The organism is Parafannyhessea umbonata (assembly GCF_012844235.1).
Lineage (GTDB): Bacteria > Actinomycetota > Coriobacteriia > Coriobacteriales > Atopobiaceae > Parafannyhessea.
In genome coordinates this window covers 1-26,873 of the sequence record NZ_JABAGR010000007.1, presented here as the reverse complement: position 1 = coordinate 26,873, position 26,873 = coordinate 1, and the positions used below count along the sequence as shown (strand labels likewise).

The window sequence follows — 26,873 nt, the reverse complement described above, 5'->3', positions numbered from 1 at the left end:
CCTCAGGCACGCGCGTCCACCCCGGGACCTCGCCCCTGCGCTCAGCCCTCCGCCGGACCGACGTCCCGCCCGCGCCTGCGCCTGCCGCGGCCAGACCTCACACGCGGCTTCGGCTTCTCGATCAGGGCCCTGAACTCCGGCGAGTCCGGGTCGACCCCGTCGTCGCTCATCACGTGCAGGCATCCGCGCAGCTCGGGAAGGCTAATGTTCTGCCAACGCATGCCGCGGTCGCCCTTGGACCACAGCGCCATCTCGCGCCACCCGGCCAGGTCTCCCGGCACGAACTCGTGGTCGTAGTGACCGGTCATGATGGCGTCCACGGGCAGCGCGGCCATCTTGTCCAGCGTCGCCACCCACTCGTCCACCGTCGTCGAGTCGTCGTAGAACAGCGTCATGCACGGCGTGACGGCGTCCCCGGACAGCAGCACGCGCTCCCCCGACACCACGTAGCCCATCGACCCGCGCGTGTGGCCCGGAAGCGCAACCGCACGCACCGTCTCTCCGCCCAGGTCAAGCTCGTAGCCCTCGTCGACGTGCCACGTCGTCGGCCTCCTGCCCTCCACGGTCGAGAAGAACGTGCCCTCGGGAAGCCCAAAGCCCTCCCTCAGCTGCTCACGGATCCTTGCCTCAGCGTCTTCCTCACGCTCCCAGAAGCCGTCGTCGACGGCGCTGATGCCGACCGACTCGAACGAGCACGCGCCGCCCACGTGGTCGTGGTGATGGTGCGTCAGCAGCACGGTCACGGGCAGGCTCGTGATGCGCTCGACCTCGGCGCGCAGGTCGCCCACGCCCTCCATCGTGTCCACCAGTGCCGCGCGCTCGTCTCCCACCACCAAGTAGCAGCGGTTTCCCGCGATGTCGGCAAGCCTCCAGATATGCGGCCTCACCTGGGCCGATTCGATCCTTGCTTCCATGTCCCTCCCCGTCGGCGCACATGTGCGCCGCTCATGCAAGGGGCGGCCACGCCATCACGCGTGGTCGCCCCGTCCCGCGCGCCCGCCATGCGGCGCGGCGCGCACCTCTTCAACAGGCTGCAGCCAGCAACACTCGCGGCCGTCCCCGTGGTCCCTACGCCATCTGGGGCGCCGGGTCGTTCGTCAGCTTCCTCGCGAGGTTCTCGATCGGCCCCTGCAGGATGAACGTCACGATGTAGCACACCACCCACACCGGGATGATGTTCTGCAGGAAGCCAAACACGGACGCGATGAGCGGGGCACCGCCAAGCACGCACGCGTCCAGCGTCCCCACCAAGTAGCACAGGACGACTGCGTACACGGTGTTGATGGGCACGTTAACAAGCGCGCCAAACTTCACGCCGTCGGACGGCTTCGCGTGCTTCATGGCCCACTTCACGCTCTTCTCCGGGAGGGAGGGAACCATGCCGATGATCGTCGCGACGCACCAGGCGAACACGAAGTTGATGAAGAACAGCGGCCAGACCCAAGACTGACCAGCAGGCAGCTCCGCCGTGTGGAACACGTAGAGCGCCAGCCACTCGCACATGACGCACTGCACGAGTGCGGTAAAGAGGTTCAGGATCGCGGCCTTGGCGAACCTCGTGGATGTCTTCATGGGCATGATGTTTCCTCTCTCTAGATGCTAAGCTTCCCGCTTACCTGCACAGACGCAAGGCCTGCGCATATTGCCTGCTCTGCGGCCCAAAGCCGCGTTGTGCGAGGTGCGCAAGCGAGCCTTCGCGCACCTCGCGGCCCCTGGGGGCCGGCGAGCATGTGCCCGCCACGTGCTATCGGTGGATGTAGCTCCCCGCCTGGTAGCGAGGGGGAACAACCGGAATCTCGATCCAGGAGGCGTGCTCGCCACCCGTGTGGACGTTGTGGGTGCCGCGGTTGTCCGTGTCCCACGACAGCGGCTCGAACCAGCCGTCGCGGATGTAGCGGCCAGATACCTGCACGCGGAACCTCTCGCCCTTGTGGTACACGCGCGAGGTCGGGACGATGGCGATGTCCACGGCGCGCACCTCTCCGTCCTCCAGCTTGTGCGTGTCCGTCATGGTGTAGACGGGTGTGTGCTTCTTCGTGAGGCCCGCGTCCACGGTCGCGCGAGAAACGCGGCACTTGCCCCATGCGCCGGAGTGCGGCTCGTCGAGCGTGAGCCACGGCACCCACGTGCCGTCCTCGGTCGCCTTCTGGACGTTCACGAAGAGGTCCATGTCGTCGTAGCCGTCGCAGCTCACGAACAGGTGCAGGCTCATGTAGCCCGTCACCTCGACGTCCTCTGGCAGCGTGAGGTCGAAGTCCAGCTCCTCGGTCGCGGGGTCGTACGACGCCTTCGCCTCGTTTTCGGGCGCCTCCTCGCTAAGCTCGAAGCACTTCGCCGGGTGCGCAAGCTCCACGCAGTCCTTCTCCCTCGAGGCATCCAGGTACAGCTTCTTGTACACGGTGCGCTTGATGGGCCATGCCTTCTCGGGGCGCTTCTCCTGGTAGTCGATGTCATAGCCGTCCATCACGTCCAGGCGCACTCGCGGCATCATCTCCCAGCCGTTGTGGATGCCCTTCAGGTAGCGGTCGTAGTAGCGGCGCAGCTCGTCCAGGTTGTACGGGTTGTACGTGTCAGGCCACTCGAAGTCGCGGTGGATGCGCAGCCACTTCTGGTGGCTGCGGCAGCGGCGCCACGCGTTGATCGACCCCGGCAGGTGGAAGTGGGACCATCCGCCCGTCTGGTACACGGGCACCTTCACCTTGCGGAAGTCCGCGCGCTTGTCGTTCCAGTACGCGTTCATGTCCGGGTACATCTTAGCCATGGCGACCTGGTCGTCCACGCCGTTCGGGCCCGTCACCTGCGCGGCGATGAACTTGTTGAACGAAAGCGCGGGCACGCCGCCCTCGAAGAAGCTCTCGCGGTACAGGTCCGTCGTGCACTCCCACGGGGCGATGCACGCCAGGTGGGGCGGCTGCTCGGCGGCGATGCCCCACTGGTGCATGGCGACGCCGGAGTTGCCGCTCATGCCCACCTTGCCGTTGGACCACGGCTGCGCCGCGACCCACTCCACGAAGTCGTAGCCGTCCTCGCGGTCCTGGTGCGTGAACATGTGCACGGAGCCCTCGGAGTGGCCCGCGCCGCGCACGTCCACGTTGGCGACGGCGTAGCCCTGGTAGCACCAGTACAGCGGGTCCGGGCTCTCGAACTTCGCGCACTTGGAAACCGTCATCGGCGGCACGCCCATGATCTGCCACTCGCTCATGCCGTCGCCCGGGCGCTTGCCAAACCAGGACCACGACACGATGGTCGGGACCTTCTCCACGTCCTTCGGGCGATAGATGTCGCAGTAGATCTTCGTGCCGTCGCGCAGGACGACCTCCTGGTCCTGCATGCAGATCACGCCGTCGGCCGCCTCGTAGGTGTGCGGGTTGAACGGCGGGCAGAAGCCCTGGCCCATGCGGGCCATCGGGTCGTCGGACGCGCTCAGGTCAACCTCGGCCTGGTTGTCGTTCGGCTGCCTCGCCACGCGGTACGCGGCCATCACCTCGTCCTCGCCAAAGCTCTCGCGGTGCAGGAAGATGTATCCCTGCGTGTCCGGGTCCCAGTAGATGGGGCACGCGTCCTCGTCAAAGCTCGCGCACTCGCCGCTCATCTGGATCAGGTCGTGCAGCTTCTTGTCCTTTACCGGCACCCACTCGGCCGGAATCTTCGGCTCCAGGAACATCCTCGCACCCCCTACTCGTCCAGCAGCTCGCACACGAAGTCCGTCGCGGCGCCAAACGTCTCGCAACGGCGGAACTTCATAAACGGCACCTCGATGTCAAGCTCGTCCTCGAGGTAGGTGGTCAGCTGAGACACCTGGACGCTCTTGATTCCCAGGTCCACGAACTTCGTGTCCTCCGTAAACTCGGAGGCGTCCTTGCCAAACAGCTGGCTTGCGCGCGTGGTGAGCGCGTCCCACACTTCCTGACGATCCTCGTCCATGACGAACCCCTTTCAACGTTTGTTCCGTCATGAACGAGTCTCGCCAATGCGAGCCGCGCCCGCCATGGCATCGGGTTCAAAACTGGAGCCGCGGGCGCGGGCCCGTTTGTGCACCAGTGCAAGTGCCGAGAAGGACCGCCGCCCTTCTCGGCACGCCGTGCCACGCGCCGCGTCGCCCGGGCTACACCGTGGGGAACTCCATCTTGCAGTAGCGCTTGTACTCGTCCTGGATGGAGTCGCGCTTCTGCATGAACTCGATGCGGGTCTTGATGATCTCGTTCAGGTGCTCGGCGCGCGCCTTGTCGTCGTTGCGGTCGCGGATGAGGCCGTTCTCGGCGATCTTCAGGCGGGGCTTGCCGTTCTCGTCGGTTACCAGGTCGCCGCCGGCGCCGCACACCGCGCACTCCCACGGGAACTCGACGCCGTCCCAGTGCGGGTCGCCGGGGTACACCAGGCTGGAGTGGCAGTTCGGGCACACGCCGTCGTCCGGGTCGCCCAGCCACGTGCGCTCCTCCACCGGCGTCTCCATGGCCTGCCACACGTTGTCGGCCATCTTGACCACGCGCTCCATCTGATCCGGGAACGTGAGGACGGAGCCGGGGCGCGCGGAGCGCGTTATCATGTAGCGGTCCACGACCGTGAGCGACATGGTGAACATCGTGGCCTGCAGGCTCTCGAGCGTGAGGGTCTGCCAGTCGTGCTTCGAGCCGCCCACCGCGATGAGGCCCGCCACCGTGTGCGGGTTCTCCTTCACCACGCCGATGGACAGCAGGAAGCTGAGCTCGTACGCCAGGAAGCGCTGCGCAAAGCGGGTGTACAGCGAGCTGGGCTGCAGGTCGTAGCTCGGCACCGCGATGATTACGCCGTTGCAGGTGTGCATCTCGGCCACGAGCCTGTCCACGTCGTCCTTGTCCTTCAGGACGCAGCCCTTGTACTCCTTCGTGGGGTCCTGCGCGATGGCGCCCATCTGCATGGTGCAGCCCTCGCAGCCCGTGCACGGCAGGATGTTGTAGTCGAAGAGGTTCACCAGCTCGACGTCCGCGCCCTTCTCCTGCAGGCGGGCGAGCGCCGCCTTCAGCGCTATCTCGCCGTTGCCGTTGTGCATGCCCGCGCAGATGCCCATGACCTTGTGCTTGCGTGCGGTCTCTTCTGCCATAGCTCGCTCCTCTCAACAGGCGCCCCTTGCGCCTTTCGTCGAGAAAATCATCGGGCTTTGGCCGACGCGGCGCCATCTGCGCGCACACAAGCCTGGGCCGCAGGCACGGCGGGGCTTTGTGTGCGCGCACAATGCCAATCCCCCACGGCGTGCGGCGCGCACAATGGCCACGGGCGGCGCGGCGCTCCTACGCGCGCGGGTGCTCGCGCAGCTGCTCGCGGGTGTGGCGAAAGCGCGGGCAGAACAGCCCCAGGTACATCAGGACGCGAAACCCCACCTGCAGCTGGAACACGTCCTCCCCGCTGGACAGGTCGCAGCCCAGGATCTTGCGGATGGTGCCCAGGCGGTACAGCAGCGTGTTCTTGTGCAGGCTCAGCTGCGCGGAGGCCCGCGCGGTGGACTGGCCGTTCTGCAGGTAGCCAAACAGCGTGTTCATGAGGTCCGAGTCGTGGGTGCGGTCGTGCTCCATGAGCGCCACCAGCGTGGGCGGGCAGATGTCCAGCAGGTCGTCCGTCTGGTTCGTGCGCTCCAGCAGCTTCACGTAGCTCAGGTAGTCGTAGCGCATGATGCGCCCCACCTCAAGCGCGTTCGACACCGTCTGCCCGTAGCGTATGGCGTCGTGCGCCTGCTCGTAGCTGCTGTGCACGCCCGTAAGCGAGTCGAACCGGTTCGAGATGCCAAGCAGGAGGTCGTTCAGCTCGGCCACGTCGCGCATGCGCCCAAGCTCGAAGTCCGTCACGTCCTTCCCCTCGCCCTTGCAGACCAGCATCACAAGCTGGTTCTTGTGCAGGGTGTACAGGCCGTGCGCCAGGAGCGGCTGCAGCTGGCCCGCGACGTTCTGCATGTTCCCCACCTGCGCGAAGGGGTTCCTGGGCACGGCGACCACCACGCGCATGCGCGCGGACGGCCTGAAGTTGATGGCGGCGGCGCGACGCTCCAGCGAGGTGGCGTCCGGATGGTCGTTCTCCAGGAGCGACGCCAGGAAGTACGACCCCATCTGCCCGCGCGTGCTCAGGTACACGGGGTTCTTCTGCAGCTCCTGCGCCACGATCCCCACCAGCAGGTCGAAGCACCCCTCGTCCTCGGGCGTGATGGCGCGGCCGCGCTCCACCAGCATCACGTGGGCTATGCAGATGCCGTGCACCATGGCCGCGCCCACCAGGGTGTTCGCCTGAAGCCGGTCGTTGAAGTGCACGCACGGGCACACGCGCTGCGCAAGGCGCTCGTCCAGCCCGCGCTCGTGGATGTAGGCGATGCCCTCCTCGCTCACGAAGCCGCTGCGCAGCTCGTCCCGCATCACGCGGGCGAACTCCGAGTCGTCGTCCGGCGCCACGTCCATCTTGCGCGCCACGTAGCGATAGTTCGCGTCGATCACGGCGACGGGGTTTCCCAGCACCCGCGCGGCCACGTCCACGATGTGCTGGAGCCCCATGTCCGAGAAGAGCGCCCTGACTATGAGCTTGCCGGCATCCTCCTGCCACCACTCATCCTCCAGCCGAAGGGCCTCGCTCTTCTCGCCCGCGTCCTCGTGCGCCGGCATGCGCTCGTTCATCCGTGGCCTCCGTTCACAAACGTGCGCCGGCGAGAGGGGCGGGGCTCCCCGCACCCTCCCGCCGGGCATGTACTACAACAACATACCAGCTGCGACAGGCGCGTCGCGCCGCATCGGTTCGCCTGCTACCTTGTGGCGTCTTCGCGTGCGACAGCCCGAGCGGCCTCCTCCGCCTCCTGGGCGGGCGTCAGCTTGGCGTAGTGAATCATGCCGAACACCACCAGCGCCACGATGATTACGATGCCCAGGACGAACTTCTGGCCTATCTGCGCACCGAACGGTGCCGTGGCCGCCTCGAAGAACAAGGGTGACAACGCCATGCCGAAGTTGGTCCCGGCCATGCCGATGGCGAGGTTGAACGCACGTCCCTCGTTCGCGCTGTTGCCAGCCGCGAAGTTGCCCTGCAGCGGCACGTACGTCTCCTTGCCGAGCGAGGTGACGAAGCCTGCGGCGCACAGTACGCCAAGCGACGGAGCCACGAGCGTGAGCGCGAGACCGACGATCGTCACGCACCAGGCAAGCGGCATCGCGCGGTTCTTGAAGCGCTTGAACAGCGGCCCCACCAGAAGCCCCGCGAAGATGCCCGCCACGGTCATGATGGTGGACGCCATGGCGCTCTCGCCCGTTCCGCCAAAGCCGCGCTCGGACACGATCAGTGACACGTTGGTCGAGAAGAGCTGGAAGCACAGCACGAAGACGAAGCTGATCAGCGTGATGAGCGCGACCTCCTTGGGCATGTTCTTGAAGACGTTGCTCTTGCGCTTTGGCTCAAGGTGACCCATGGGGAGGCAAATCGCCTCGATGATGATGAACGGCAGCTCAGCGGCATAGGCGGCATAGGCCATGTACCACTCGTGCGCGCCAAGGATGCCAGAGAGCGTGGTCCAGAGGATGCCGCCCAGCGCGACGAACGTGGAGTACACGCCCATGATGCTGCCGCGCTGCTGGCCCTCGAAGTAGTCGGCAATCAGGGCATCCGTCCCGTTCTGGATGCCGCCGATGCCGATTCCGATGAACACGGAGGCCACAAGCACCTGCCACAGCTCCGCATGGAACGCCACGACGGAGAGACCCGCGACCATAATCAGCACGTGGCACGCAAGCACGGTATAGCGCTTCTGCACGCGCGTCGCGAGCACGGACGACACGAACATGGCCGAGAGCGCCATGCACAGCGGAATGATGCCGATACACATCTGGACCGCCGCGATGTTGGCATCTGGAAAGCTCCTCGCGATAGAGGACAGGATGGGCACGGGAACGAGCATCCCCATGATGCACATCGCGGCGGAGTATATGCCTACGATGTACTTGACCTGAGTCTTGTTCATGATTCACACCTTTCTTCGCATCGCACGGACGAGAGGCGTGCGACCCGCCCTCGTCCTGATACCGCTGGCAGCGATTACCTAGTCGTCGAAGCCCTGGAACACGGGGACGCCCGTGTAGACCTTGGCCTGCTCCTGGCCGGACAGCACGCGGCGGGCGCCCGCGGCCATGGCCTCGAGCTCGAACTCGCCGGGGTAGGCCGTGACGGGCGCGACCCAGCCGCACGTCTCCCTCACGTGGCCCACGAGCTCGGCGCTGTGGGCCATGCCGCCGCCGAGCAGGATACCGTCCACGTGGCCGCCGAGGACGCCCGCCATGGCGCAGACGCACTTGGTGAGCTGGTAGAGCATCGCGTCCCACGCGCGCGCGGCCGCGGCGTCCCCCGCCTTCGCGCGGGCCGTGACCTCGCGCGCGTCGGAGGTCCCCAGCAGGTCCACGAAGCCGCCCGTCTTCATGCACAGGCGGCGGACCTCCGCCGTGGTGTGGCCGGCCTCGAGGTAGTCGAGCACCTCCGCCACGGGAAGGGCCCCGCAGCGGGTGGGGGCCATCATGCCCTCGCCGCCGACGATGTCGAAGCCGTCGACCATGCGGCCCAGGTGGTGCGCGCTCACGGAGATGCCGCCGCCCACGTGGCAGACCACGAGGTCGAGGTCCTCGTAGCGACGCCCCATCGACGCCGCGTGGCGGATGGCCGTCTCCTTCAGGTTCAGCGCGTGCAGGTGCACGTGGCGGTAGACGCCCCTCACGCCCGTGACGCGGGCGAGGTCGCAGAGCTCGTCGGTGTCGGGCGGGTTCACCACGAACGCGGGCCTTCCGCACTCATGCGCCAGGGCCGCCGCGAGCTGCGGGCCGAGCTGCGCGGGATGCTGCACGCCGTTCGCGCCGCGGCGGGCGTGGTCCAGCAGGACGTCGTTCACCTCGTACGTGCCGCCCTCGACGGGCATGAGCCCGCCGCCGCGGCCGACGAACGCGTCCATCGTCGCGGGGTCTATGCCCGCCTCGCCGAGCGCCGCCATGATGGTCTCGCGGCGGTACGGCAGCTGGTCGCTCACGCCCTCGAAGCCGGCGAGCGTCGCGGCGTCGTGGTCCACGGTCCTCTCCATGAGGGGGCGCTCGCCCTCGAACACGCCCACCTTCGTCGAAGTGGACCCGGGGTTGATCACGAGGATCCGGTAGTCCCTCTTCTCGTTGTCTGCCATGCCTAGTCCTCCTTCAGCGCCTGCGCGCGGACGCAGCTCATCACGACGTTCCCGACAAGCTCGGGAACGGGAGAAGAGCGCGAGCAGTCGCACACGATCTTCTTGAAGCCCTGGAGGAACGGGCCATATGCGTTCGCGTGACCGAAGTTCTGCACGAGCTTGACGCCGATGTTGCCCACGTTGATGTCCGGCCAGACGATAACGTTCGCGCGGCCCGCGACCTCGGAGGGACGGTGCACCTTCTTTGCGGCGACGTCCGGACGGATGGCCGCGTCGAGCTGGAACTCGCCGTCGATCTTGAGCTCGGGCGCGAGCTCGTGGGCAGCCTTGACGGCGTCACGCACCTTATCGACCATCTCGCCCTCGCCGGAGCCGTCGGTGGAGTAGCTCAGCATCGCGACGCGCGGCTCCCAGCCCGTGAGCGCGGCAACGGTGCGCGCGGAGGTGACGGCGATCTGCGCGAGCTTCTGCGAGTCCGGGTTCACGCACACGGCGGAGTCCGCGAACCCCAGCAGGTTGCCCTCGCTCCCCTCCCAGCCGGGGATGTCGAAGATGCCGGCGGAGCTCACCGTGGTGACGCCGTCCGCCAGGCCGATGATCTTCTGACCGGCGAGGATGACGTCGCCCGTGGAGCAGTCGATGCCGCCGAAGCTCACGTCCACGTCCCCGATGCGCTGCATCATGAACGCGCGGTCCATGGCACGAGCCGCGTGGCGGCGGACCCCCTTGGACTTGTACGGGCAGTTGGGAATGACCTCGAAGCGCTTCGAGAAGGACTCGTTGCCTTCCTCGTCGGTGATGTCCACGAGCTCGACCCCGGCGAGGTCGACGCCCACCTCCTTCGCCTTTGCGCGAACGGCCTCCGCGTCGCCGACGATGGCGCACCGTGCGAGGCCACCCTTCGTGAGCTCTGCTGCCACCTCCAGGATCTTTGGGTTCTCGCCCTCGTAGAACGCAACCCGCTGGGGGTTCTGCGCCGCCTTGCGACGCACGTCATCCATAAGGCCCATGCCTTTTCTCCCCTCACTTCGGTAAGGGACGGGGCGACCGCGCGGGTCGCCCCGTCCCTGGGTCTGATCTCTCGTTGTCTGTCCGTGCGGGCGGGGTCATTCCCCGTGCACGGGCCAAGGCGGACCCGCCGTCCGCACGCGCATGGGCCGCGGACGGCCGTCCTTCTCGGCCGGCTACTCCTCGTACTCCTCCGCGACGCGGTCGACGAGCTCGCCGAAGGTCTTCATCTTCATGACCTCGTGGATCGTGACCTCGACGTCGAGCTCGTCCTCGATGAGGGAGGTGAGGGCGATCATCTTCATGGACTCCTTGCCCAGCTCGTCGAAGGTGGTGTCGGCGGTGATGTCGCCGTTGTACTGGTAGGCGGTCTTTGCGAACCCCGCAAGCTTGTCGAAGAGCTCCTTGTTATCCATCGTGGTTCCTTTCCGTCAAACTCTTGTCTAGTTGCTTGTTTTATGACCGGGCGCTATGCCTCGACCTCGTCGAGCTCGAAGCAGAGCTCGCTCCACGTAACGGTCTTGTCAGAGCCTGGCTTGAGCGGCGTCACGCGCTCGATGGGCTTGGCGTGAACGCGAATCTGCTCGTGGTTCTTGTACAGGCGCTCCTGCAGCCCCTTCACGACCTTCTTCTTGCCGCAGAAGATCACGAACGTGTACTCCGGACCCTCGTCCAGCTTCACCTTGCCGTAGCCGTAGGGCTCGACGGCCTTGAGGTAGGGCTTGTCGTTCTGGATGCCCGGAATGGTAAAGGACTCGAGGGTGCCCTTGCCGCTGAGCTCGACCCACTCGGTGTCGGCGCAGCCGCAAGTGTTGCATCCCAGGTGGGGCGGGAACTCAATCGCGCCGCACTCCACGCACTTGCGGCCGTAGTACTTGCCCTGGGCGACGCCGTCGTAGAACTTCTTAACGATCGGCTCCATGTCTTCAAGAAGCATTGTCTGGTTCCTCCTCGTGGAAGTCTTCGTGACGTTACTCGTGCGTGCGCAGAATCTGGCAGCGGATGTTCTGGCCACCGCCGAAGCCGCGGAGGAACGTGGTCCTCGGGACCTTGGGCATCTGCGTCGCGCCCGCCTCGCCGCGCATCTGCTTGACGGCCTCGTAGATGTCCGCGACGCCCGACGCGCCGTGGGCGTGGCCAAAGTTGCAGCGTCCGCCGTGGGTGTTGATGGGCTTGTCGCCGTCGAAGCCGCAGCGGCCGTCGATTGCGTACTGCCAAGCCTCGCCGCGCGGGATGTAGCCGACCTCCTCGGCGCTGACGATGTCGCCGGCCAGGAAGAAGTCGTTCACGAACAGCAGGTCGAGCTCGTCGGGCTTCACGCCGGTGCACTCGTACACCTGCTTGGCGCCGTCCTTCGTGCCGTTGTACTCGTTGTCTGGGGTCGCGCCCTCGTACGCGGCGGCACCGGTGCCAAGGACGTCGATGATCTTGTGGTCAAGCCCGCGGGCGACGGCCATGTCGGTGGGCATGACGACGAGCGCGGCGGCACCGTCGCACTTGGTCTCGAAGCCGGTCACGCGCAGGTACTGGGTGACCTTGGGGTTGAACATGGAGGAGAGGAACTCGTCCGCGGTCTTCATGCCGTTCGCCTTCGCGGCGTCGTCGAAGTCGGACTCGTAGAACGCGAGCGGGTTGAGCACGGCGTTCCTGCGAAGGCTCTTGGACATGCCGTTGAGCGCCGCGTCGATCTGCTCGGCCGTGAGGTCGTACTCCCAGCGGTACTTGTTGATCCAGTTGTCGAAGCTGATGCCAAAGGCGGAATCCAGGGGACGGCCGTAGGCGCGGTCGTACACCATGGGGATGGAGGGAAGCATCTCCTCCAGCGGGAAGTCGCGGCGGTAGCAGCCGGGAGCGCCCACGACGGGAAGCGATGCCGCGAGGTCGACCGCACCGGAGAGCACGATGTCGTACGTTCCGCATGCGACGGCCTGGACGGCCTCCTGCAGGGCGACGTAGCCGGTGCAGCACGCCTCGGAGTGGTGGACGGAGCCGATGCCGCGGACGCCGAACCAATCTGCGACCTGCATGTTGGGCGTGAGGGAGTCGCCAATCATGAACGGGTTGGCCGCGCCATGGTAGAAGTACTGGATGTCGCGCGGCCGAAGGCCCGCGTCCTTGATGGCCTCGAGCGCGGCGTAGCCGAAGGCGTCGCCCTCGCTCATGCCCTTCGTCTCTGGATGGTCCTCGAAGTTCTTGAACGGTGTGCAGCCCACACCGACGATGGAGACGCTGCGTGCCTGCTTGCCCAGCTTGACCATTAGCTCACGTCCTTTGCGCTTGCTGTCCTTCACCTGACAGTACGTATCGTATGGACGGCCCCTCGGGAGCTTAAGAACAACGGCGCAACATGCGTTTCAGTCTGCGAGACAAAACTGTAGAAATTTGTTTCTCTCTGCAGGTAGACGATTCAACACAATGCGGCTTTCCAGGCAGTCGATATAAAAAGAAGCATTTCTGAGCGGTAGGATATTCAAGGCGAGCGGTATGTTGCAAAACGAAGTGGCCACAGAGAGTCCCACCGGCCTCGCATGCGACCGACCTTGCCTTGACCATGCGGCCTCGCACGAACGGACGCCACGGGACGAGCCGCCGCAGCGGACCGAGGGAGCCACGGAACAACGGTCTTGCAAGCTCAAGGCAGGCGCGCGCGAAGCCATCTTGCCCCACGGGCACTCACCCGAGAGATGTTTGCGAGATTGTGCAAAGTCGCCCCCGGTGTGTACGGCGCCACTCCACTCGCGGGTACACACCCAAGCCCACCTTGCACGATTTCGCAAGGTCGCCCAAGGTGCGTACGGGGCGCCGCACACATGCGGACCCAGTTTGCAGAGCACCGTAAACTCACCCACGGTGTGTTGCGAGAACCAGGCCCCAGTGTCAAGAAGTCTCAGGTGTGTTGCGCAAAATGAGAGAAACCCCCGGGTGTGAGACATGCCCTATTGATTCAATCAAACATAATCGCAGCTAGACGCTAAGCGATAATACTAAATCATTTATGCGCCCGGTACACACCTCGCGATTTCCGCCACAGGACGCCCTCTGGCGCAACACAACCGCCACGAGTTTGCACGATTTTGCAAGGTCGCCCCTGGTGTGTGCGGTGCGACCTCTTCCGTAGGTACGCACCGGCCATGAGTTTGCACCATCTTGCAAGGTCAGGCCGGGTGTGTGCGGCAGCGCCCCAGATACGGATACACACCCGACCCCAGTTTGCATATGCTCGCAAGGTCGCCCAAGGTGTGTGCAGCGCGCCCTCACGCGTTCTAGACACAGGCTCCAGGCATGTCAACGGGTGTCATCAGCCACGGTTGCGCACGCGGCCCCGGGCCCAAACGTGAACTTGAGCGCAAGTCAGATGGAGCTCGAGCCCGCCAGCTAAAGCTGGCCTAGTCCCAGCCCTGCGGCGCTTTCGGGGTCTGGCGTACGCTCTCCTCGGAAAGGAAGAACGGGGCATAGTAGAGCCTGTTCAGTACGGCCGCGATCTTCTGCGGCTCGATCTCGGGATGCACCTCGAGCCAGTACTGGATGAGGTTGTTGTGACCCGCAATCACAAAGGACAGATACAGGTCTCGCGTAACGGGGTCCCCTCCGATCGAGGCTATCCTGTCACGAAAGTAGTCATGCATGAAAATGGTCGCCTTGTGCACGAACGAGGGGTCGCCATGCGGACCGTTCAGCGCCACGACCTTGTCGCGGTTTCCCCGCAGCAGCTCCATGCGACTCACCATCGAAATCGTGGGGTCAAGCTCGGAAATACCAAACCGTGCCTTGAGCGCCATGTTGTTTATGCGCCGCATGTTCTGCAGAAGCTCGCTCTCGAAGCGCTTCACGACGTCGTCCACGGAGTCGAAGTGCCGGTAGAACGTAGACCGCGAGACCTTGGCCAGCCTAATGACGTCTGCCACCCGGATGTCGGGAATGTCGGTCGTCTCCATCAGCTTGAAGACCGCCGCCTCAATCTTTTCGTCAATGTCGTCTGGCATGCTCACCCCTCTCGCCCCACCCTAGGATATTGCAATATCGGACGAGCGTCCGCAAGATCCCACCCAACGAGGCCCTGGACCCCGCGGGCGCGCCCAAAGAAAAGGCCCGCCGCGGTCGATTCCGCGACGGGCCTCGTGCATGTCAGACCAACGTGCGCCACCGTGCGCGCACGAGCATCACCCCGTGTTCTGCAGGCCGGCAGAGACTCCGGACACCGTGCAAAGGATGAGGTAGATCAGGCGCTCCTTCTCGTCCGCGGTGAGCACCTGGCCACGCAGCCTCATGCGCGCAAGCGACATGACCTGCGCGATGGACAGCGCGTTCACGTACGGCAGGCGCATTCGGATGACGGGGCCAAGCACGCGACGGTGCTGCAGCGGCCAGTCGTCGCCGACGATCGCGAGCACCCACTTGCGCGTCAGGCGCATCTCGTCCAGGACCTTCCGGCTCAGGTCGTCGCGGTCGCCCAGCGACAGGTACAGCTTGCCGATGCGCTCGTCCGTCTTCGACAGCGACATCTCGATGTTGTCGATGAACGTCGAGAAGAGCGGCCATTCGCGGTAGGCACTCTGCAGTCGCTCCAGGTTGTTGAACTTCTCGCACGCCGTGCCCAGGCCGTACCAGGCGGCCAGGTTGATGCGCGCCTGCGACCACGAGAAGATCCACGGGATGGTGCGCAGGTCGTCCAGGGACTTCGCGCCCAGGCCACGCTTGGCGGGACGGCTGCCGATGGGCATGAGGCCGACCTCGGTGAGCGGCGTGACGGTGCTGAACCACTCCGCGAAGCCGTCCGTGTTCAGCAGGTCGAGGTAGCGGTCGCGGCTCGCCTCGCTCAGCGCCTCCGAGACGTCCTCGTACTCCTTGGTCGACTCCGTGTTGGTGAGCTCGGTCGAGGGCGCGCTCTGCAGCAGCGTTGCGCCGGCGACCTCCTCGATGTGGCGACGGGCCAGCGTCTGGTTGCCGTAGCGCGCGAAGATGACCTCTCCCTGCTCGGTGAGCTTGAAGCGGCAGTTCACGGAGCCCTTGGGCTGCGCCAGGACCGCACGGTTGGCCGGGCCGCCGCCGCGGCCGACGGCGCCGCCACGGCCGTGCATCAGCGTGAGGTCGATGTCGTTCTCGTTTGCCCACTTCGCGATGGCCGCCTGCGCCTTGTGCAGCACGAACGTCGCGGTGGTCGGGCCCTCGTCCTTAGAGGAGTCGGAGTAGCCCAGCATGACCTCCATCTTGCGGCCGGTCTGGGACAGGCGGCGCTGGACGTCGGGGAGCTCAAGCATCTGGTTCAGGGTGTCGACGGCGTTCTCGAGGTCCTCCACCTGCTCGAACAGGGGGATGACGTCGAGCACGGGCACGTCCTCCTGGTGCGCGAAGGCAAGGCGGGCGAGCTCGTACACGTCGGCCACGTTCTGGGCGCTCTTCGTGAAGCTGATGATGTAGCGGCGCGCGGCCTTCACGCCATTGCGGCGCTGAATCGAGCCGATGGCGCGGAAGGTGTCAAGCACCTCCTTGGTCATGGGCGCCAGCTCGCCGCGCTCGCCCCAGCGGCCGTGCTCGCGGATGTCCTCGAGCGCACGGCTGTGCACGAGCGAGTGCTGACGGAACTCCATCTCGACCAGGTGGAAGCCAAAGGTCTCGGCCTGCCAGATGACCTTCTGGACCGGGCCGTACGCCGTGCGGACGGCGCCGGCCTTCGCGAGGGACGCCTGGACGGTCTTGAGGTCGCGGATGTAGTCCTCCGCCGTCTGGTACATGATGTCGGCCGTGCGCTGGATCGTCGCGTCCAGGCGGTTGGAGATCACGATCATGGCGGCGCGGTGCAGCTCGGACGCGGACACGCGCAGCGCGGAGGCAGACAGCGCCTCGCTCATCTCCACCTGGTGGCTCCAGAGGTTCATGAGCTCCTTCGACGGCTTCGTGGTGCGCGCGTCGAGCGTGAGGTTGCGGCCCACCCACGCGGTGCGGTCACGCAGCGCCTCCAGCACGTGGACGCGGTACTTCTCGGACACCTCGCGGCTCACCTTCGCGGTGACGTTGGGGTTGCCGTCGCGGTCCGATCCGATCCAGCTGCCGGGGTGGAAGAACGCGGGGCACACGGGCGGCACGGTGCCGGCCTTGTCGCCCAGCTCCCAGTCGTCGAAGCGGCGGTACACGTCGGGCACGGTGTCAAACAGCGTGTTGTCGAAGATCGAGATGACCGTGTCGGCCTCCTGGACCGGCGTCGGCTTCTTGATGGCGATGGGGCTGGTGCGCAGCAGGGCCTCGATCTCCTGCAGCATGCGGCGCTCGTTCTCCGCGCGCTCGGTCGGCCCCAGGAACGGGCGCTGCTCCAGCAGGTCCGCGATGCGGCGGATCTTGCCCTCGGTCGCCTTGCGGCGCGCCTCGGTGGGGTGGGCGGTGAACACGGGATGGAACTCCAGGCGCTCCAGCAGCGCGTGGGCCTTCGCGCGGCCGCACTCGTCAACCAGCCTGTCGTAGGCAACGGTGATCTCGTTCACGGGATCCTCGCGGGACTGCGTGTCCACGCTGGCCTCGCGGGCGCGCAGCGCGTGCACGCGGTAGTTCTCCTCGCAGATGTTTGCAAGGTGGAAGTAGGCGGTCAGCGCGCGCACGATTAGGGTCTCGTCCTCGAGGGACATCTCGTCGATGGTGCTCACGCAGTCGTCGAACGCGTCCTTGCCCTCCTGGCCGTCGTCGCCCTCGGTCTCGCTGCGCGTCGCGATCAGCGAGTCGTGCAGGATGTGGTCGAACTCGTCGCGCAGGCTCGGGTCGTACTCCTTCAGCACCTTGCGCACCAGACGCAGGAACAGCGTCATGTTCGCCCTGATGGAATCGGGAACGTCCACGCCGGTGAGCATCGTGGCCGCCTGCGCGAGCTCGGCCGCCTCCTCCGCCGTCGGGTAGATGGTGGGGCGATCCTCGCGCTTGAAGTTAAGGAGCTCCTCGATCGTCTTGGGGTTCTTCAGGGCAAAGTCCTCGGCCGCGCTCTTGAGGTCGGCGCCCTTCTCCCCCGCGCAGCCGGCCGCCTGGCCGCCTGCACCCGTGACTTCTGACACTGCGTTCCTCCTCTGCCGTCCGACGATAGTCGCCAACGCATTAGCTCGCAGGAATATTGCAAGTACACATTACCGCGGCGAGGCCCGCGCCACCACTTTGGCACGCGCGCGAAACTCAATATTCACCTATCGGGCGAGAAATACGTGACACCCAAGGCAGAAACCGCGCCTCTGGCCGAATTCTGGACAACATGGGCGGCCCTTCTCGCTAGTTCAGCCACTATCGCATGACGCGCGGCAGCGCCCCGCAACCGCTATGCTTGTGTCACGCGGACAGGCGCGGGCGCACGGGCAAGAAGATCGCGCGCCCCAGGCAGATGCCCGCCGCCAACAGCAGCCCACCACCACACGAAGGTGCCACCAATGACCAACCCCATCCGCAACCTCAGACGTCCCGCCCCGCAGCCGGCCGACCAGCCGGACGGCGTCTCCACCCGCCTCCGCGACGCACGTGCGCGCGCGGCCGCCCCCTCTCAGGCGAAGGCAGGCTCGCAGGAGCCAGGGTTCCTTCGCCGCGTGGTCGACCACTGGTGGGACCGTCTCATCGGCGCCGTGTACTCGGGCTCGCTCTCGAGCCAGACCGCGCGCTACGCGGCACACGACTCGCGGCTCGACTACGTCATGAACTCCATCGGCATGGGCGTCTGGGGCGCGCTCTTCCCCATCCTCACCATCGTGGCGTCGCGCCTGGCCGGCGCGGAGCAGGCCGGCATGTTCTCCATGGCGTTCGTGATCGCGAACCTGCTCATCTTCATCGGCAACTACGGCGTGCGCACCTACCAGGTGTCCGACATCGACGAGACCGAGTCGTTTCTGGCCTACCAGATCCACCGCGTGATCGCATGCGTGCTCATGATTCTTGCCGGATGGCTGTTCTGCCTGGTCAGGGGCTATGCGGGAGAAATGCTCACCATCTGCTGGGGAACGTTTGCCTTCAGGGTGATAGACGCGTTCGCGGACGTGTACGAGGGCAGGCTTCAGCAGATGGACAAGCTGTACCTTGCGGGCGTATCGCAGGCAGTGCGCTGCGTCGCCGGCGTGGTGGTGTTTTCCGTGGTGCTGTTTGTGACGCGCTCCATCCCCGTGGCGTCCATCGCGCTCGCCGTGGTCGCGCTGGCGTCGCTCGTCGTCGTCACCATACCGCTCGCCCTGTTCGAGACGCCAAAGTCCCGCGGCTGGGAGCTGCAGGAGGTGAAGGAGATCTTCCAGGAGTGCCTCCCGGCGTTTCTCGCCCAGTTCATCTTCACGCTGGTGGAGTCCATCCCCAAGTTCGTGATGGAGGGCACGCTCGCCTACCAGAGCCAGCTGTACTTCAACGCGATCTACTTTCCCGCGCAGAGCATCCTCATGGTGATCGGCCTGGTGTACAAGCCGCAGCTGGTGCGGCTGGCAAACATCTGGTCGGACCCCAGCCGCCGCAGGCGCTTTGACCTCATCATCGTGGCGGTGCTGGCGCTCACCGCGCTCGTCACCGTGGTGTACCTGGGCTTTGCCGCGTGGATCGGCATCCCCATCACCAGCTTCCTCTATGGGCTCGACTTCGAGCCGTACCGCACGGCGCAGTACATGATGATCGTGGCCGGCGGCATGACCGCCGCCATCGACTTCCTGTACCAGATCGTGACGGTCCTGCGCCAGCAGGAGAAGGCCACCAGCGCCTACGGCATCGCGCTCGCCGTGGTCACGATCCTCTCCATCGTGCTCGTGCGCACGATGGGCTTCTATGGCGCAGTGTGGGCGTACCTGGTGGTGATGATCGTGCTGCTGGGCCTCATGATCTTCCAGTACGTGCGCGTGCGCCTGAACCCCAAGGAGTTCTAGGAGCGCCGGGCGCGGCGCCCCCATCCCGCCTCCCACCGCCCACTTGGCCCCGTTCGCGGGCGAGAAGCGCATACAGTCTTAACTGTATTAGTTTCACTAGTACACTTAAGACGCAGAGACGCACGGCTACCTTTGGCATATGCCACGACGTCGGATCGGAGACGACGTGATCCAGGTCAACTACCAAGACTCTCGCCCCATCTACCAGCAGGTTCACGATGGCTTCAGGCGGCAGATCCTGGGGGGCGTGCTACGCCCTGGCGACCAGCTGCCCTCGGTCCGCGAGCTGTCAACAAGGCTTGCGGTGAACCCCAACACCGTGCAGCGGGCGTATCGCGAGCTGGAGCAAGAGGGCTGCGTCTACTCCGTTCGGGGCAAGGGTAGCTTCGTGGCGGACGCGTCGGACGCCGCTCGGGCGCACCAGGCGGAGCTCCTCGGGCGGTTCGACTCGCTCGTCCAGGAGCTGCAGGCTCTGGGCGTCACGCCCGAGCAGCTCCGCCAGAGACTTGAGGGAGGCACGACATGACGAACGCAATCGAGGTGCACGAGCTCCGCAAGGCATTTGGCGACGTCAGAGCGTTGGACGGCGCGAGCCTCACCGTGCCCGCAGGCTCCGTGTACGGCCTCGTGGGGCCAAATGCCTCTGGAAAGACGACGCTTTTGTCCATCGTGCGCGGTGTCGTACGCCCAACCTCGGGAGAGGCCCTCGTCTTTGGCAGGCCCCCGCTTGACGACCCCGCGGTCAAGGGCCGCATCGCCCTCGCGTCCGGAAACCCCTACTTCCTCAAGCCGGAAAGCGCGGACGGCATGGCACGGTTCTACCGCTCCGTGCTGCCGATCTTCGACGTGGACCGTTACCTGGAGCTCGCACCGCTCTTCGAGGTCGACCGCACCCGTCCGCTCAGGAAGCTCAGTCGCGGTGCCCGTGCGAAGGCCGCGCTCCTGCTCGCCCTCTCCTGCACCGCCGACCTGCTCCTGCTGGACGAGGCCATGGACCTCGTAGACCCCATCGCCCGCAAACGGATGTGGAGCGTCGTGCTGGACCAGGTCTCATCGCGAGGGCTCACCGTCGTCGCGGCCACCCACAACCTGCGCGAGCTGGAAGGCGTGTGCGACCACCTTGCGATTCTGGACAGGGGCGTCGTGCGGGACGAGGCTGATCTCAACGAGCCCGCATCAGATATCGTGAAGGTTCAGGTCATGCTGCCGGAGGGTGCCGAACTGCCCACAGGACTCGAGGTCGTCCACGCGAGACCCGAGGGAAGGCTGCTCACCCTCCTGGTGCGCGGCAATGCGGGCGGGGTGCGAGAAGAGCTAGACGCCGTCCACCCAACGTACCTCGATATCGTGCCGCTATCTCTTGAGGAAAGGTTCGTCTGCGAGCTTGGAGGCGATGATCATGAGGCTTAAGGACACGGGTACCATCCGCCGCACGCACGCATCATGCGGCCTTGGGCTCTTCGCGGACACGTGCCCGAGGATGCCACACGTCATGCTCGGGAGTCTGCTCGTCTACCTTGTACTTCTCGTTCCCTTGGCGCTGTCCGAAACGAAGCCTGACTCGATGGCCAACCTCGAGACCGCGCTCAGCGCCACCATACACCCACTCGTTCCCCTAACGGCGCTCCTCTCGTTCTACAGCGTCGCGACGGCCTTCTCGTGGACGTTCGACCGCCAGGCAACAGATCTCTACGGGGCGCTACCCGTACGCAGGAGGACCCAGTTCCTCGCGCTGCTGCTCTCTTCGGTCTCGGCTCCCCTTGTCGGCCTGTTGGTGGCATGGCTCGTTTCCTGCGCGATTCTTGGATTCGGCCCGAATGTCGCCCCGATGGTCCCTTGGCTGGGGGTGCAGCTTCTTCTCGTCGTCACGTTCAGCGGTCTTTCGGTGCTGTGCACGCAAGCCGCCGGACGCGCGGGGACTGCGTTCCTCTGCTTCATGATGGTAGGAATCTATGCCGAGGCCGTGCGCCAGCTGGGACATGCGCTCTACTTCTTGGTCGACCCTACCTTCGGGCTCTTTCTCCAGGGCGTGCACGCAAACGCAACCTGGCTGAGCCCACTTGCGCGCCTGCACCAGCTCTCCCTGCACATTACGGGCGCGGCTGAAAGCCAGGTTCCATGGATGTCGCAGCTTTGGCACGCCCTTGGTATGTACGCCCTTGCGAGCACGCTCTGCATGGGCGTTGCGGCGTGGCTGTTCGGACGGCGCGACCTCGAGCGCGCCGGAGACGGCTTCGTGTACTTGGCGGCACAGGAGCTGGTAGTCGCACTGCTCAGCCTTGCGATGGGGGCAGGCCTCGCATGCGTACTCTTCTTCATGGTGATAGGGGCGGCCAAATGGCAGCTCTCGGGCGTCCCGGCACCCCTAATCTGTCTGGTAACGACGGCGTTCACCGCACTCTCCTACGCAACGGTCACGGCGGTGGCGAAAAGGAGCGTGCGCTCGGTACGCGGACACATCCCCGTCCTTGCCGCAACGGCATCCATCGCGCTCGTCGCCAGCGTCGCGCTGGGTTGGGCAGGCACGAGCAATGCCTCGTACATCCCTCCCGCCAGCGAGATAAAGAGCGCGACCATGTCCGAACTCTCCATGCCAATCACCAGCAAGAGCGCCATCAAGTCCCTTCGCAACCTGCACGCAAAGCTCAATGAGGCCCGTACATCCTCATACGGCGCAACGTGGAAGGCCTACAGTTCCTTCGGTATCGCATACCAGATGAAGGATGGATCGAGCGTCATCCGCAGCTACTCGTTGCCCTGCACCGAAGACGGAACCATTCTGGACACCGACGCAGCAATCGCGGTGCGCCGCTTCAAAGCCAAGGGCGCCCTCGATGCCAACCTGAGGCAAACCGTCTCCAGCATGCTCGCCGGTAAGGAAGAGGTATGGGTGTCCGTGGACTGCCAAGACTCCTCCAACAGCACCGATACGTCGTACAGGGTCTCGTCAGCCGATTACTCCAGCCTTCAGGAAAAGCTCGACGCCGATATCAACAAGAACGGTGCCGCTCGCATTACCTCGGTTCCGAATGAGTCCGCCCTGAGCCTCTCTATGAGCTACGCCTCTCCTTCCAAGGGAGACCTGACGATCACCATGGTCCTTAGTGAGAAAACTACCCCGTCGACCTTGGCATGGCTACGCGAGCGCTATGCAACCACGATGCCCGCTTTACGTGAATAGCCGCGTCTCACTCGCACGCCAGCGCCTTTTGCTCTACCATGTTCCGCGCGGAATGAGGTTCTCCGTGGGGCAGAAGCCCCAAACCGCCTTCGGGATGATGACCTCTGCCACTGTTACGGCGGCAGAGGTCTTTTCTTTTGCCGCGAGGACAAGGCCGCCCGAGCCCGGGCCGGACGGCCGCGACGGAAAGCGAACGTGCATGGAAGAGAGACTTCGCAGGGTTTGGCAAAGCTATGGGGGCGTTATCGTGCTGGGTGCCGTGGGTATCCCCATCGGTATTGCGGTGGGCGCCATAGACGCCGTGTTCGGCCGCGTGCTCATAGCGATTGGAGCTATCCGCGACGCGCACCCGTTCTGGTTCATACCGTTCCTTGCGGCGGCGGGCGCGCTTATTGCCTGGTCCTACCTGCGCTTTGGCAAGAACACCGGCCGTGGCATGAGCCTGGTGTTCGACGTGGGCCTCGGGCGCGAGAACGTGATACCGCTGCGCCTCATCCCGCTCATCATGGGCGGCACGTGGATCACGCACCTGTTTGGCGGCAGCGCCGGCCGAGAGGGCGTCGCCGTGCAGATCGGTGCGACGCTCTCGCACTGGATCGGCTCCAAGCTGCCGTTCAGGCACCCCGGCAACACCTTCCTTCTGGTGGGCATGGCCGCCGGCTTCGCGGGGCTGTTCCGCACGCCGCTCGCCGCGACGCTGTTTGCTCTCGAGGTGCTGGTGGCCGGCAGGCTGGAGCTGCAGGCACTCTTCCCCGCGCTCACGGCGTCCATCGCGGCAAGCGCCACGTCGGGCGCCCTTGGGTTCGAGAAGTTCGAGGTACCCCTGGCCGTGAGCACGACCTTGGATCCAAGGACGCTCGCCCTTCTCGCCGTGCTGGGTGTGTGCTTTGGCGTGGTGGGAGGCCTGTTTGCCTGGTGCCTGAAGTGGGGCAAGAAGATCGCCGCCGCGCGCATCGAGCATCCCGTCAAGCGCATCGCCATCATGGGCGCGGCGCTCTCCGTCGTGTTCCTGCTGCTGTGGCAGGGTCGCTACTCCGGGCTTGGCACCAACCTCATCTCCGCGAGCTTCGTGGACGGTGCCGCCGGCATCCGGCCGTGGGACTGGGCGCTCAAGTTCGCGCTCACGGTGCTCACGCTGTCCGCGGGGTTCCAGGGGGGCGAGGTCACGCCGCTCTTCTCCATCGGGGCGAGCCTCGGCGTGGTGCTGGGCGGCCTCACGGGCCTTCCCGTGCCGCTGGTGGCGGCGCTGGGATACGCCGCCGTGTTTGGCTCTGCCACGAACACGCTGCTTGCGCCCACGTTCATAGGCGCGGAGGTGTTTGGCTTTGCCTACCTGCCGCACTTCTTTGTGGTGTGCGCCGTGGCGTACCTGTTCAACATGGACAAGTCGATCTATGCGCTGCAGGAGGTTGGCTACCGCAGCAGGTAGCCTCCTGGTCCAAACCGGCGGGACGCACGTGGTGACGCCCCTGCGCCCCGGCGGGGGTGCGCCTAGCCAAGCTCTGCGGCAAGGCGGCTCGTGAGCGGGTCGTAGCCCTGTCCCAGCACGCAGGCGACGTAGCCCTGAGCCCACTGTGGCGTGCAGCCGGGGCTGCCCGACGTCGCCGCGAGGGCAGGCGTGTAGTCGCGGAGCATATACGTGGTCATGTCGTGCCCGTTGCCCTTGTGCGTGACGACGGGCTCGAGCGCGTAGCGCACCACGCGACAGCCGCCGTCCGGGTCCTTGTGCAGCGTGACCTTGGCCATGCCGCCCACCATCGTGGGGTCGTCGCGCTGCGTGGACACGAAGTTCCCCACGGACCAGAAGCACACGCCCGTGCCGCCGCGGGCGGTTTGGAACGTCTCCACCGGTCCTATCACGTGCGGGTGCCCACCCACGATCACGTCCGCCCCGCCGTCCGCAAGGAGCTGGGCCCACTGCCGCTGCGACGCGGTGGGCTCGCTCACGTACTCCGCGCCCCAGTGCGGGCACACCACCAGCATGTCCGCGTGCGTGCGGGCGTACGCCATGGCATCGCGCACGTGCTCCTCCATAAGCATCGAGACGGCACCTTTAGGGTCCGCAAGCCCGTTCAGGCTGAACGTGAAGTTGAGCACCGCCACGCGGAAGCCGTCCTTCTCGTATATGTACACGCCGTTTGGCACGTCCGTCGCGGGCGCGTCCGGGTCGCGCATGCCCACGACGGCGACGCCGGGATGGCGCCGGTGCCAGAAGCTGAGCTCGCTCCCAATGGCGGGATACCCCGCGTCCATCGCGTGGTTCGACGCCTTCAGCACCACGTTGAAGCCGGCCTTCGCCTCCGCGTCGCCCATCTGCTGCGGCCCGTTGAACTGCGGATAGCCCGAGAAGGGCGCGACGTCCCCGCCGAGGGGCGTCTCTTGGTTCAAGATCTTGAGGTCCGCCCCGCTAAGCTCGCCCTTGACGTGCGCAAACACGTGGTCGAAGTCGTAGTTGCCATCTGAGGTGGCACCGCTTTGGTACACGCCCTCGTGCATGAGGACGTCCCCCACCATCACCAGGTCCACGTCCACGCCGGGCTGTGCCACGTACGGCCGGTCGCTCACCGTGCCCAGGGGCGCGAGCTCTGCCGCGGACGCGACGGAAACCTTGCGCGGCGCACCCAGCACGTGCAGCACCATCGACGCAGCTCCGAGCGCCACCACGATCACGATGGCGCAGGCCGCCTGCAGAAGCACGCTTGGGTAGCGCCCGGGCCCATGGCCCGCCCCCGTGCCCGTGGCCTGCGTTTCTCGCATGCGCACCCCCTGTGTCAGAAGTCTTTTCCACATGGTAGGCGAAGGGCGGCGCAGCGGAGCTCTCTTTCAGCTGTCTTTCGGGCGGCGGCGCAAACCGCATGTCACCTGAGGATTTGAGCCGATACCTTTGCCCTGTCTGCCGCGGCGCCATGCGGTCCGCCACCTCGCGAAAAAAACACGCCCCCTCATAGGAGAAGCGCGTTCGGTCGCTTCTAAGAGCGAGGAGGCTGGCATGAGCCACGCACAGGGCCCCAAGGGCAGATTCGATTCAAATGGGCATTGCTGTTCAACCCTTGAACAGATTTATTGGTCTCAGGGGGAAAGCAGCATGAAGTCAAGGCGCCAACGCAAGAAGCTGGGTCAGGCCGGCTGGAAGATCTCTGAGGTCGAGAGGCTGACGGGGCTGAGCCGCAGGGACATTCAGCGCGTCTGCTACCAGGGCGAAGGCGGCATTGGGCTTCTGTCGCCAAAGGAGACGAAGTGGGGATACCGCGTGTACTCGGCGCAGGACCTGAAGGTGCTGTACGCGGTGTCCCTGCTGAGGGAGCGCGGCAAGACCCTCCCCCAGGTGAAGAGGGAGTTCGAGAGGGTGCACTCGGACGTCGACGCGATTCTGGACGAGCAGGTCGAGCTCCTGCGCGAGGAGATCGAGAAGAGCGTGAGCAGGTACCACAAGGCGCTCGCGCTTGGCCACGCGAAGGACCGCCGCGCACTGGAGCGGCTGTTCAGGCACATCGTCGCGTTCGAGCTGACGTTTGCGGAGGACGCCGGGACGGACTCCGCGCTGGACCTCCCCGAGATGGAGCTGCTGGTGGAGCTGATGTACGGACCCGGCAGCTACGAGGGCATACGCGGACTTCTGTAGCAGGTCCGTTTCGACGCGGGAAGACGAGCGAAAGGAAAGCGAATGCTTAGGACGAAACTGACGGCGGCGGTTGCGACCGGAGCCGTCCTCGTGGCGCTGTGCGCCTGCGGCAATGCGCCAGCCGGAAGCCAGGGCAAGGCCACGGCGAGCGCGCCGGCACAGCAGACGAAGACCGTGCAGATAAAGAAGTCGCCGGACAAGTACACCCACTACGTTAAGAACTACGTGGGCATGAACGCCGCCAACGTTGGCTACATGGCGATGGACGGCAGAAGGCACGATGAGTACGGAAACGGCGTTCACCCCGTAATCGTCTTCGTGACCCCGGATGGCACCCACATAGACTCCAGCGACTCCGAGTCCAAGCTGCTGAGAAAGTATAGGGTGTCGAACCAAAACGTCGCGCCAAACACCAAGATCAAGTCCACCTTCGACAAAGACGAAGACGGCACGGAGTATGACAACCTGACCACATGGAACAGCATCGACGAGATCGTGCTTGCCGTGGACGAGGTTGGCAAGAGCGGTAATTCGACCGACATGACCAAGATCAAGGCGTCGCCCAACAACACCACGGCATACATCCGAGACTACGTGGGTCGAAACCTCGCCGATTGCGGATACGTGTCGCTGACCGGAAAGTTTGTCGACGGCTACGTGGGCGGAAGCTACGTTCAGCTAGACGTCAACGCGAGCGATGGCTCTTACGTGGACGTGTCCGACAGCAAATCCCTCAGCCAGTACAGGGTGACTGCCCAGAGCGTGGAGCCCAACACCGAGCTCACGTTCGAGCACGAGAAGGACGAAGACGGCACGGAGTACTCGAACCTGGCGATCAACCAGTCGATCAGCTCCATCACGCTTTCCGTCGAGAAGATCTCTAAGTAGCGACTGACGCAACCCCGCTATCCGCGTGCGGAGCCGGCTCGCACCATAGACCGGCTCCGCACGCACTAACTGAAAAGTCCTTGGGGGGGGGGGGGGGGGGGGGGGGGGGGGGGGGGGGGGGGGGGGGGGGGGGGGGGGGGGGGGGGGGGGGGGGGGGGG

Annotated in this window: 22 protein-coding genes and 1 riboswitch; of the genes, 7 read left to right on the top strand and 15 right to left on the bottom strand. The window is 65.5% G+C overall.

Going from position 1 to position 26,873, the window contains the following annotated elements:
• Positions 1-41: 41 nt before the first annotated feature.
• From HF885_RS07760 to HF885_RS07695, 14 genes are all read right to left on the bottom strand, one after another.
• On the bottom strand, positions 42-914 hold the full coding sequence (locus HF885_RS07760; protein ID WP_170104373.1) for an MBL fold metallo-hydrolase: 873 nt from the start codon (positions 912-914) through the stop codon (positions 42-44).
• A gap of 154 nt (positions 915-1,068) precedes the next feature.
• Complete coding sequence (locus tag HF885_RS07755; RefSeq protein WP_170104372.1) at positions 1,069-1,578, bottom strand: hypothetical protein; 510 nt, start codon at positions 1,576-1,578, stop codon at positions 1,069-1,071.
• A gap of 166 nt (positions 1,579-1,744) precedes the next feature.
• Positions 1,745-3,664 (bottom strand): CocE/NonD family hydrolase, encoded by a 1,920-nt coding sequence (locus tag HF885_RS07750; protein ID WP_170104371.1) that lies wholly within the window; start codon positions 3,662-3,664, stop codon positions 1,745-1,747.
• Between the two features lie 11 nt (positions 3,665-3,675).
• Entirely contained in the window at positions 3,676-3,924 is a 249-nt protein-coding gene (locus HF885_RS07745; RefSeq protein ID WP_170104370.1) for an acyl carrier protein, read from the bottom strand.
• 181 nt (positions 3,925-4,105) lie between these two features.
• Positions 4,106-5,080 (bottom strand): flavodoxin family protein, encoded by a 975-nt coding sequence (locus HF885_RS07740; protein ID WP_170104369.1) that lies wholly within the window; start codon positions 5,078-5,080, stop codon positions 4,106-4,108.
• 187 nt (positions 5,081-5,267) lie between these two features.
• Positions 5,268-6,632, bottom strand: coding sequence for a PucR family transcriptional regulator (locus HF885_RS07735; protein ID WP_170104368.1), 1,365 nt, complete (start codon positions 6,630-6,632; stop codon positions 5,268-5,270).
• Between the two features lie 125 nt (positions 6,633-6,757).
• Positions 6,758-7,963, bottom strand: a complete 1,206-nt coding sequence (locus HF885_RS07730) for an MFS transporter (RefSeq protein WP_170104367.1) — start codon at positions 7,961-7,963, stop codon at positions 6,758-6,760.
• A gap of 78 nt (positions 7,964-8,041) precedes the next feature.
• Positions 8,042-9,160, bottom strand: coding sequence for a butyrate kinase (buk, locus tag HF885_RS07725; protein ID WP_170104366.1), 1,119 nt, complete (start codon positions 9,158-9,160; stop codon positions 8,042-8,044).
• A gap of 2 nt (positions 9,161-9,162) precedes the next feature.
• Positions 9,163-10,170, bottom strand: coding sequence for a phosphate acyltransferase (locus tag HF885_RS07720; RefSeq protein WP_170104365.1), 1,008 nt, complete (start codon positions 10,168-10,170; stop codon positions 9,163-9,165).
• Positions 10,171-10,344: 174 nt separating this feature from the next.
• Positions 10,345-10,584, bottom strand: a complete 240-nt coding sequence (locus tag HF885_RS07715) for an acyl carrier protein (protein WP_170104364.1) — start codon at positions 10,582-10,584, stop codon at positions 10,345-10,347.
• 53 nt (positions 10,585-10,637) lie between these two features.
• Positions 10,638-11,105 (bottom strand): Zn-ribbon domain-containing OB-fold protein, encoded by a 468-nt coding sequence (locus HF885_RS07710; RefSeq protein ID WP_170104363.1) that lies wholly within the window; start codon positions 11,103-11,105, stop codon positions 10,638-10,640.
• Between the two features lie 34 nt (positions 11,106-11,139).
• Positions 11,140-12,426 carry a thiolase family protein gene (locus tag HF885_RS07705; RefSeq protein ID WP_170104362.1) on the bottom strand — a complete coding sequence of 429 codons (1,287 nt, stop codon included), beginning with the start codon at positions 12,424-12,426 and terminating at the stop codon, positions 11,140-11,142.
• Between the two features lie 1,128 nt (positions 12,427-13,554).
• Positions 13,555-14,151 (bottom strand): TetR/AcrR family transcriptional regulator, encoded by a 597-nt coding sequence (locus tag HF885_RS07700; protein WP_170104361.1) that lies wholly within the window; start codon positions 14,149-14,151, stop codon positions 13,555-13,557.
• 177 nt (positions 14,152-14,328) lie between these two features.
• Positions 14,329-17,052: a phosphoenolpyruvate carboxylase gene (locus HF885_RS07695; protein ID WP_328804358.1), complete on the bottom strand. Its 2,724-nt coding sequence runs from the start codon at positions 17,050-17,052 to the stop codon at positions 14,329-14,331.
• A 513-nt stretch (positions 17,053-17,565) separates the two neighbouring features.
• Here HF885_RS07695 and HF885_RS07690 point away from each other — a divergent pair.
• The 5 genes from HF885_RS07690 to HF885_RS07670 all read left to right on the top strand — a co-directional run bounded on the left by HF885_RS07690 (position 17,566) and on the right by HF885_RS07670 (position 23,633).
• On the top strand, positions 17,566-19,023 hold the full coding sequence (locus HF885_RS07690; RefSeq protein ID WP_206109852.1) for a lipopolysaccharide biosynthesis protein: 1,458 nt from the start codon (positions 17,566-17,568) through the stop codon (positions 19,021-19,023).
• A 166-nt stretch (positions 19,024-19,189) separates the two neighbouring features.
• Positions 19,190-19,549, top strand: a complete 360-nt coding sequence (locus HF885_RS07685) for a GntR family transcriptional regulator (RefSeq protein ID WP_170104446.1) — start codon at positions 19,190-19,192, stop codon at positions 19,547-19,549.
• Positions 19,546-20,433 (top strand): ATP-binding cassette domain-containing protein, encoded by an 888-nt coding sequence (locus tag HF885_RS07680; RefSeq protein WP_170104360.1) that lies wholly within the window; start codon positions 19,546-19,548, stop codon positions 20,431-20,433. The genes HF885_RS07685 and HF885_RS07680 overlap by 4 nt, the downstream gene beginning before the upstream one ends.
• On the top strand, positions 20,423-22,204 hold the full coding sequence (locus HF885_RS07675; protein WP_170104359.1) for a hypothetical protein: 1,782 nt from the start codon (positions 20,423-20,425) through the stop codon (positions 22,202-22,204). The genes HF885_RS07680 and HF885_RS07675 overlap by 11 nt, the downstream gene beginning before the upstream one ends.
• Positions 22,205-22,243: 39 nt before the next feature.
• Positions 22,244-22,318: riboswitch (Fluoride riboswitch) on the top strand.
• Between the two features lie 85 nt (positions 22,319-22,403).
• The gene (locus tag HF885_RS07670; protein WP_170104358.1) at positions 22,404-23,633 is read left to right on the top strand and encodes a chloride channel protein; all 1,230 of its coding nucleotides are present in this window, start codon (positions 22,404-22,406) and stop codon (positions 23,631-23,633) included.
• 62 nt (positions 23,634-23,695) lie between these two features.
• Here the strand turns inward: HF885_RS07670 and HF885_RS07665 are convergent, their stop codons facing one another.
• Positions 23,696-24,961 carry a CapA family protein gene (locus tag HF885_RS07665; protein ID WP_170104357.1) on the bottom strand — a complete coding sequence of 422 codons (1,266 nt, stop codon included), beginning with the start codon at positions 24,959-24,961 and terminating at the stop codon, positions 23,696-23,698.
• 328 nt (positions 24,962-25,289) lie between these two features.
• Here HF885_RS07665 and HF885_RS07660 point away from each other — a divergent pair, with 328 nt between their 5' ends.
• On the top strand, positions 25,290-25,826 hold the full coding sequence (locus HF885_RS07660; RefSeq protein WP_170104356.1) for a MerR family transcriptional regulator: 537 nt from the start codon (positions 25,290-25,292) through the stop codon (positions 25,824-25,826).
• A 42-nt stretch (positions 25,827-25,868) separates the two neighbouring features.
• A complete protein-coding gene (locus HF885_RS07655) occupies positions 25,869-26,714 on the top strand; it encodes a hypothetical protein (RefSeq protein ID WP_170104355.1) in 846 nt (281 codons plus the stop codon).
• Positions 26,715-26,873 lie beyond the last annotated feature (159 nt).

Excerpts from the sequence above, each read along its gene's own strand:
- HF885_RS07660 (WP_170104356.1), top strand. The coding sequence starts at position 25,290 with ATGAAGTCAAGGCGCCAACGCAAGAAGCTGGGTCAGGCCGGCTGGAAG.
- HF885_RS07750 (WP_170104371.1), bottom strand. The coding sequence starts at position 3,664 with ATGTTCCTGGAGCCGAAGATTCCGGCCGAGTGGGTGCCGGTAAAGGAC.
- HF885_RS07745 (WP_170104370.1), bottom strand. The coding sequence starts at position 3,924 with ATGGACGAGGATCGTCAGGAAGTGTGGGACGCGCTCACCACGCGCGCA.
- HF885_RS07735 (WP_170104368.1), bottom strand. The coding sequence starts at position 6,632 with ATGAACGAGCGCATGCCGGCGCACGAGGACGCGGGCGAGAAGAGCGAG.
- HF885_RS07740 (WP_170104369.1), bottom strand. The coding sequence starts at position 5,080 with ATGGCAGAAGAGACCGCACGCAAGCACAAGGTCATGGGCATCTGCGCG.
- HF885_RS07670 (WP_170104358.1), top strand. The coding sequence starts at position 22,404 with ATGGAAGAGAGACTTCGCAGGGTTTGGCAAAGCTATGGGGGCGTTATC.
- HF885_RS07700 (WP_170104361.1), bottom strand. The coding sequence starts at position 14,151 with ATGCCAGACGACATTGACGAAAAGATTGAGGCGGCGGTCTTCAAGCTG.
- HF885_RS07760 (WP_170104373.1), bottom strand. The coding sequence starts at position 914 with ATGGAAGCAAGGATCGAATCGGCCCAGGTGAGGCCGCATATCTGGAGG.
- HF885_RS07690 (WP_206109852.1), top strand. The coding sequence starts at position 17,566 with ATGACCAACCCCATCCGCAACCTCAGACGTCCCGCCCCGCAGCCGGCC.
- HF885_RS07675 (WP_170104359.1), top strand. The coding sequence starts at position 20,423 with ATGAGGCTTAAGGACACGGGTACCATCCGCCGCACGCACGCATCATGC.
- HF885_RS07730 (WP_170104367.1), bottom strand. The coding sequence starts at position 7,963 with ATGAACAAGACTCAGGTCAAGTACATCGTAGGCATATACTCCGCCGCG.
- HF885_RS07720 (WP_170104365.1), bottom strand. The coding sequence starts at position 10,170 with ATGGGCCTTATGGATGACGTGCGTCGCAAGGCGGCGCAGAACCCCCAG.
- HF885_RS07705 (WP_170104362.1), bottom strand. The coding sequence starts at position 12,426 with ATGGTCAAGCTGGGCAAGCAGGCACGCAGCGTCTCCATCGTCGGTGTG.
- HF885_RS07655 (WP_170104355.1), top strand. The coding sequence starts at position 25,869 with ATGCTTAGGACGAAACTGACGGCGGCGGTTGCGACCGGAGCCGTCCTC.
- HF885_RS07755 (WP_170104372.1), bottom strand. The coding sequence starts at position 1,578 with ATGCCCATGAAGACATCCACGAGGTTCGCCAAGGCCGCGATCCTGAAC.
- HF885_RS07680 (WP_170104360.1), top strand. The coding sequence starts at position 19,546 with ATGACGAACGCAATCGAGGTGCACGAGCTCCGCAAGGCATTTGGCGAC.
- HF885_RS07715 (WP_170104364.1), bottom strand. The coding sequence starts at position 10,584 with ATGGATAACAAGGAGCTCTTCGACAAGCTTGCGGGGTTCGCAAAGACC.
- buk (WP_170104366.1), bottom strand. The coding sequence starts at position 9,160 with ATGGCAGACAACGAGAAGAGGGACTACCGGATCCTCGTGATCAACCCC.
- HF885_RS07710 (WP_170104363.1), bottom strand. The coding sequence starts at position 11,105 with ATGCTTCTTGAAGACATGGAGCCGATCGTTAAGAAGTTCTACGACGGC.
- HF885_RS07665 (WP_170104357.1), bottom strand. The coding sequence starts at position 24,961 with ATGCGAGAAACGCAGGCCACGGGCACGGGGGCGGGCCATGGGCCCGGG.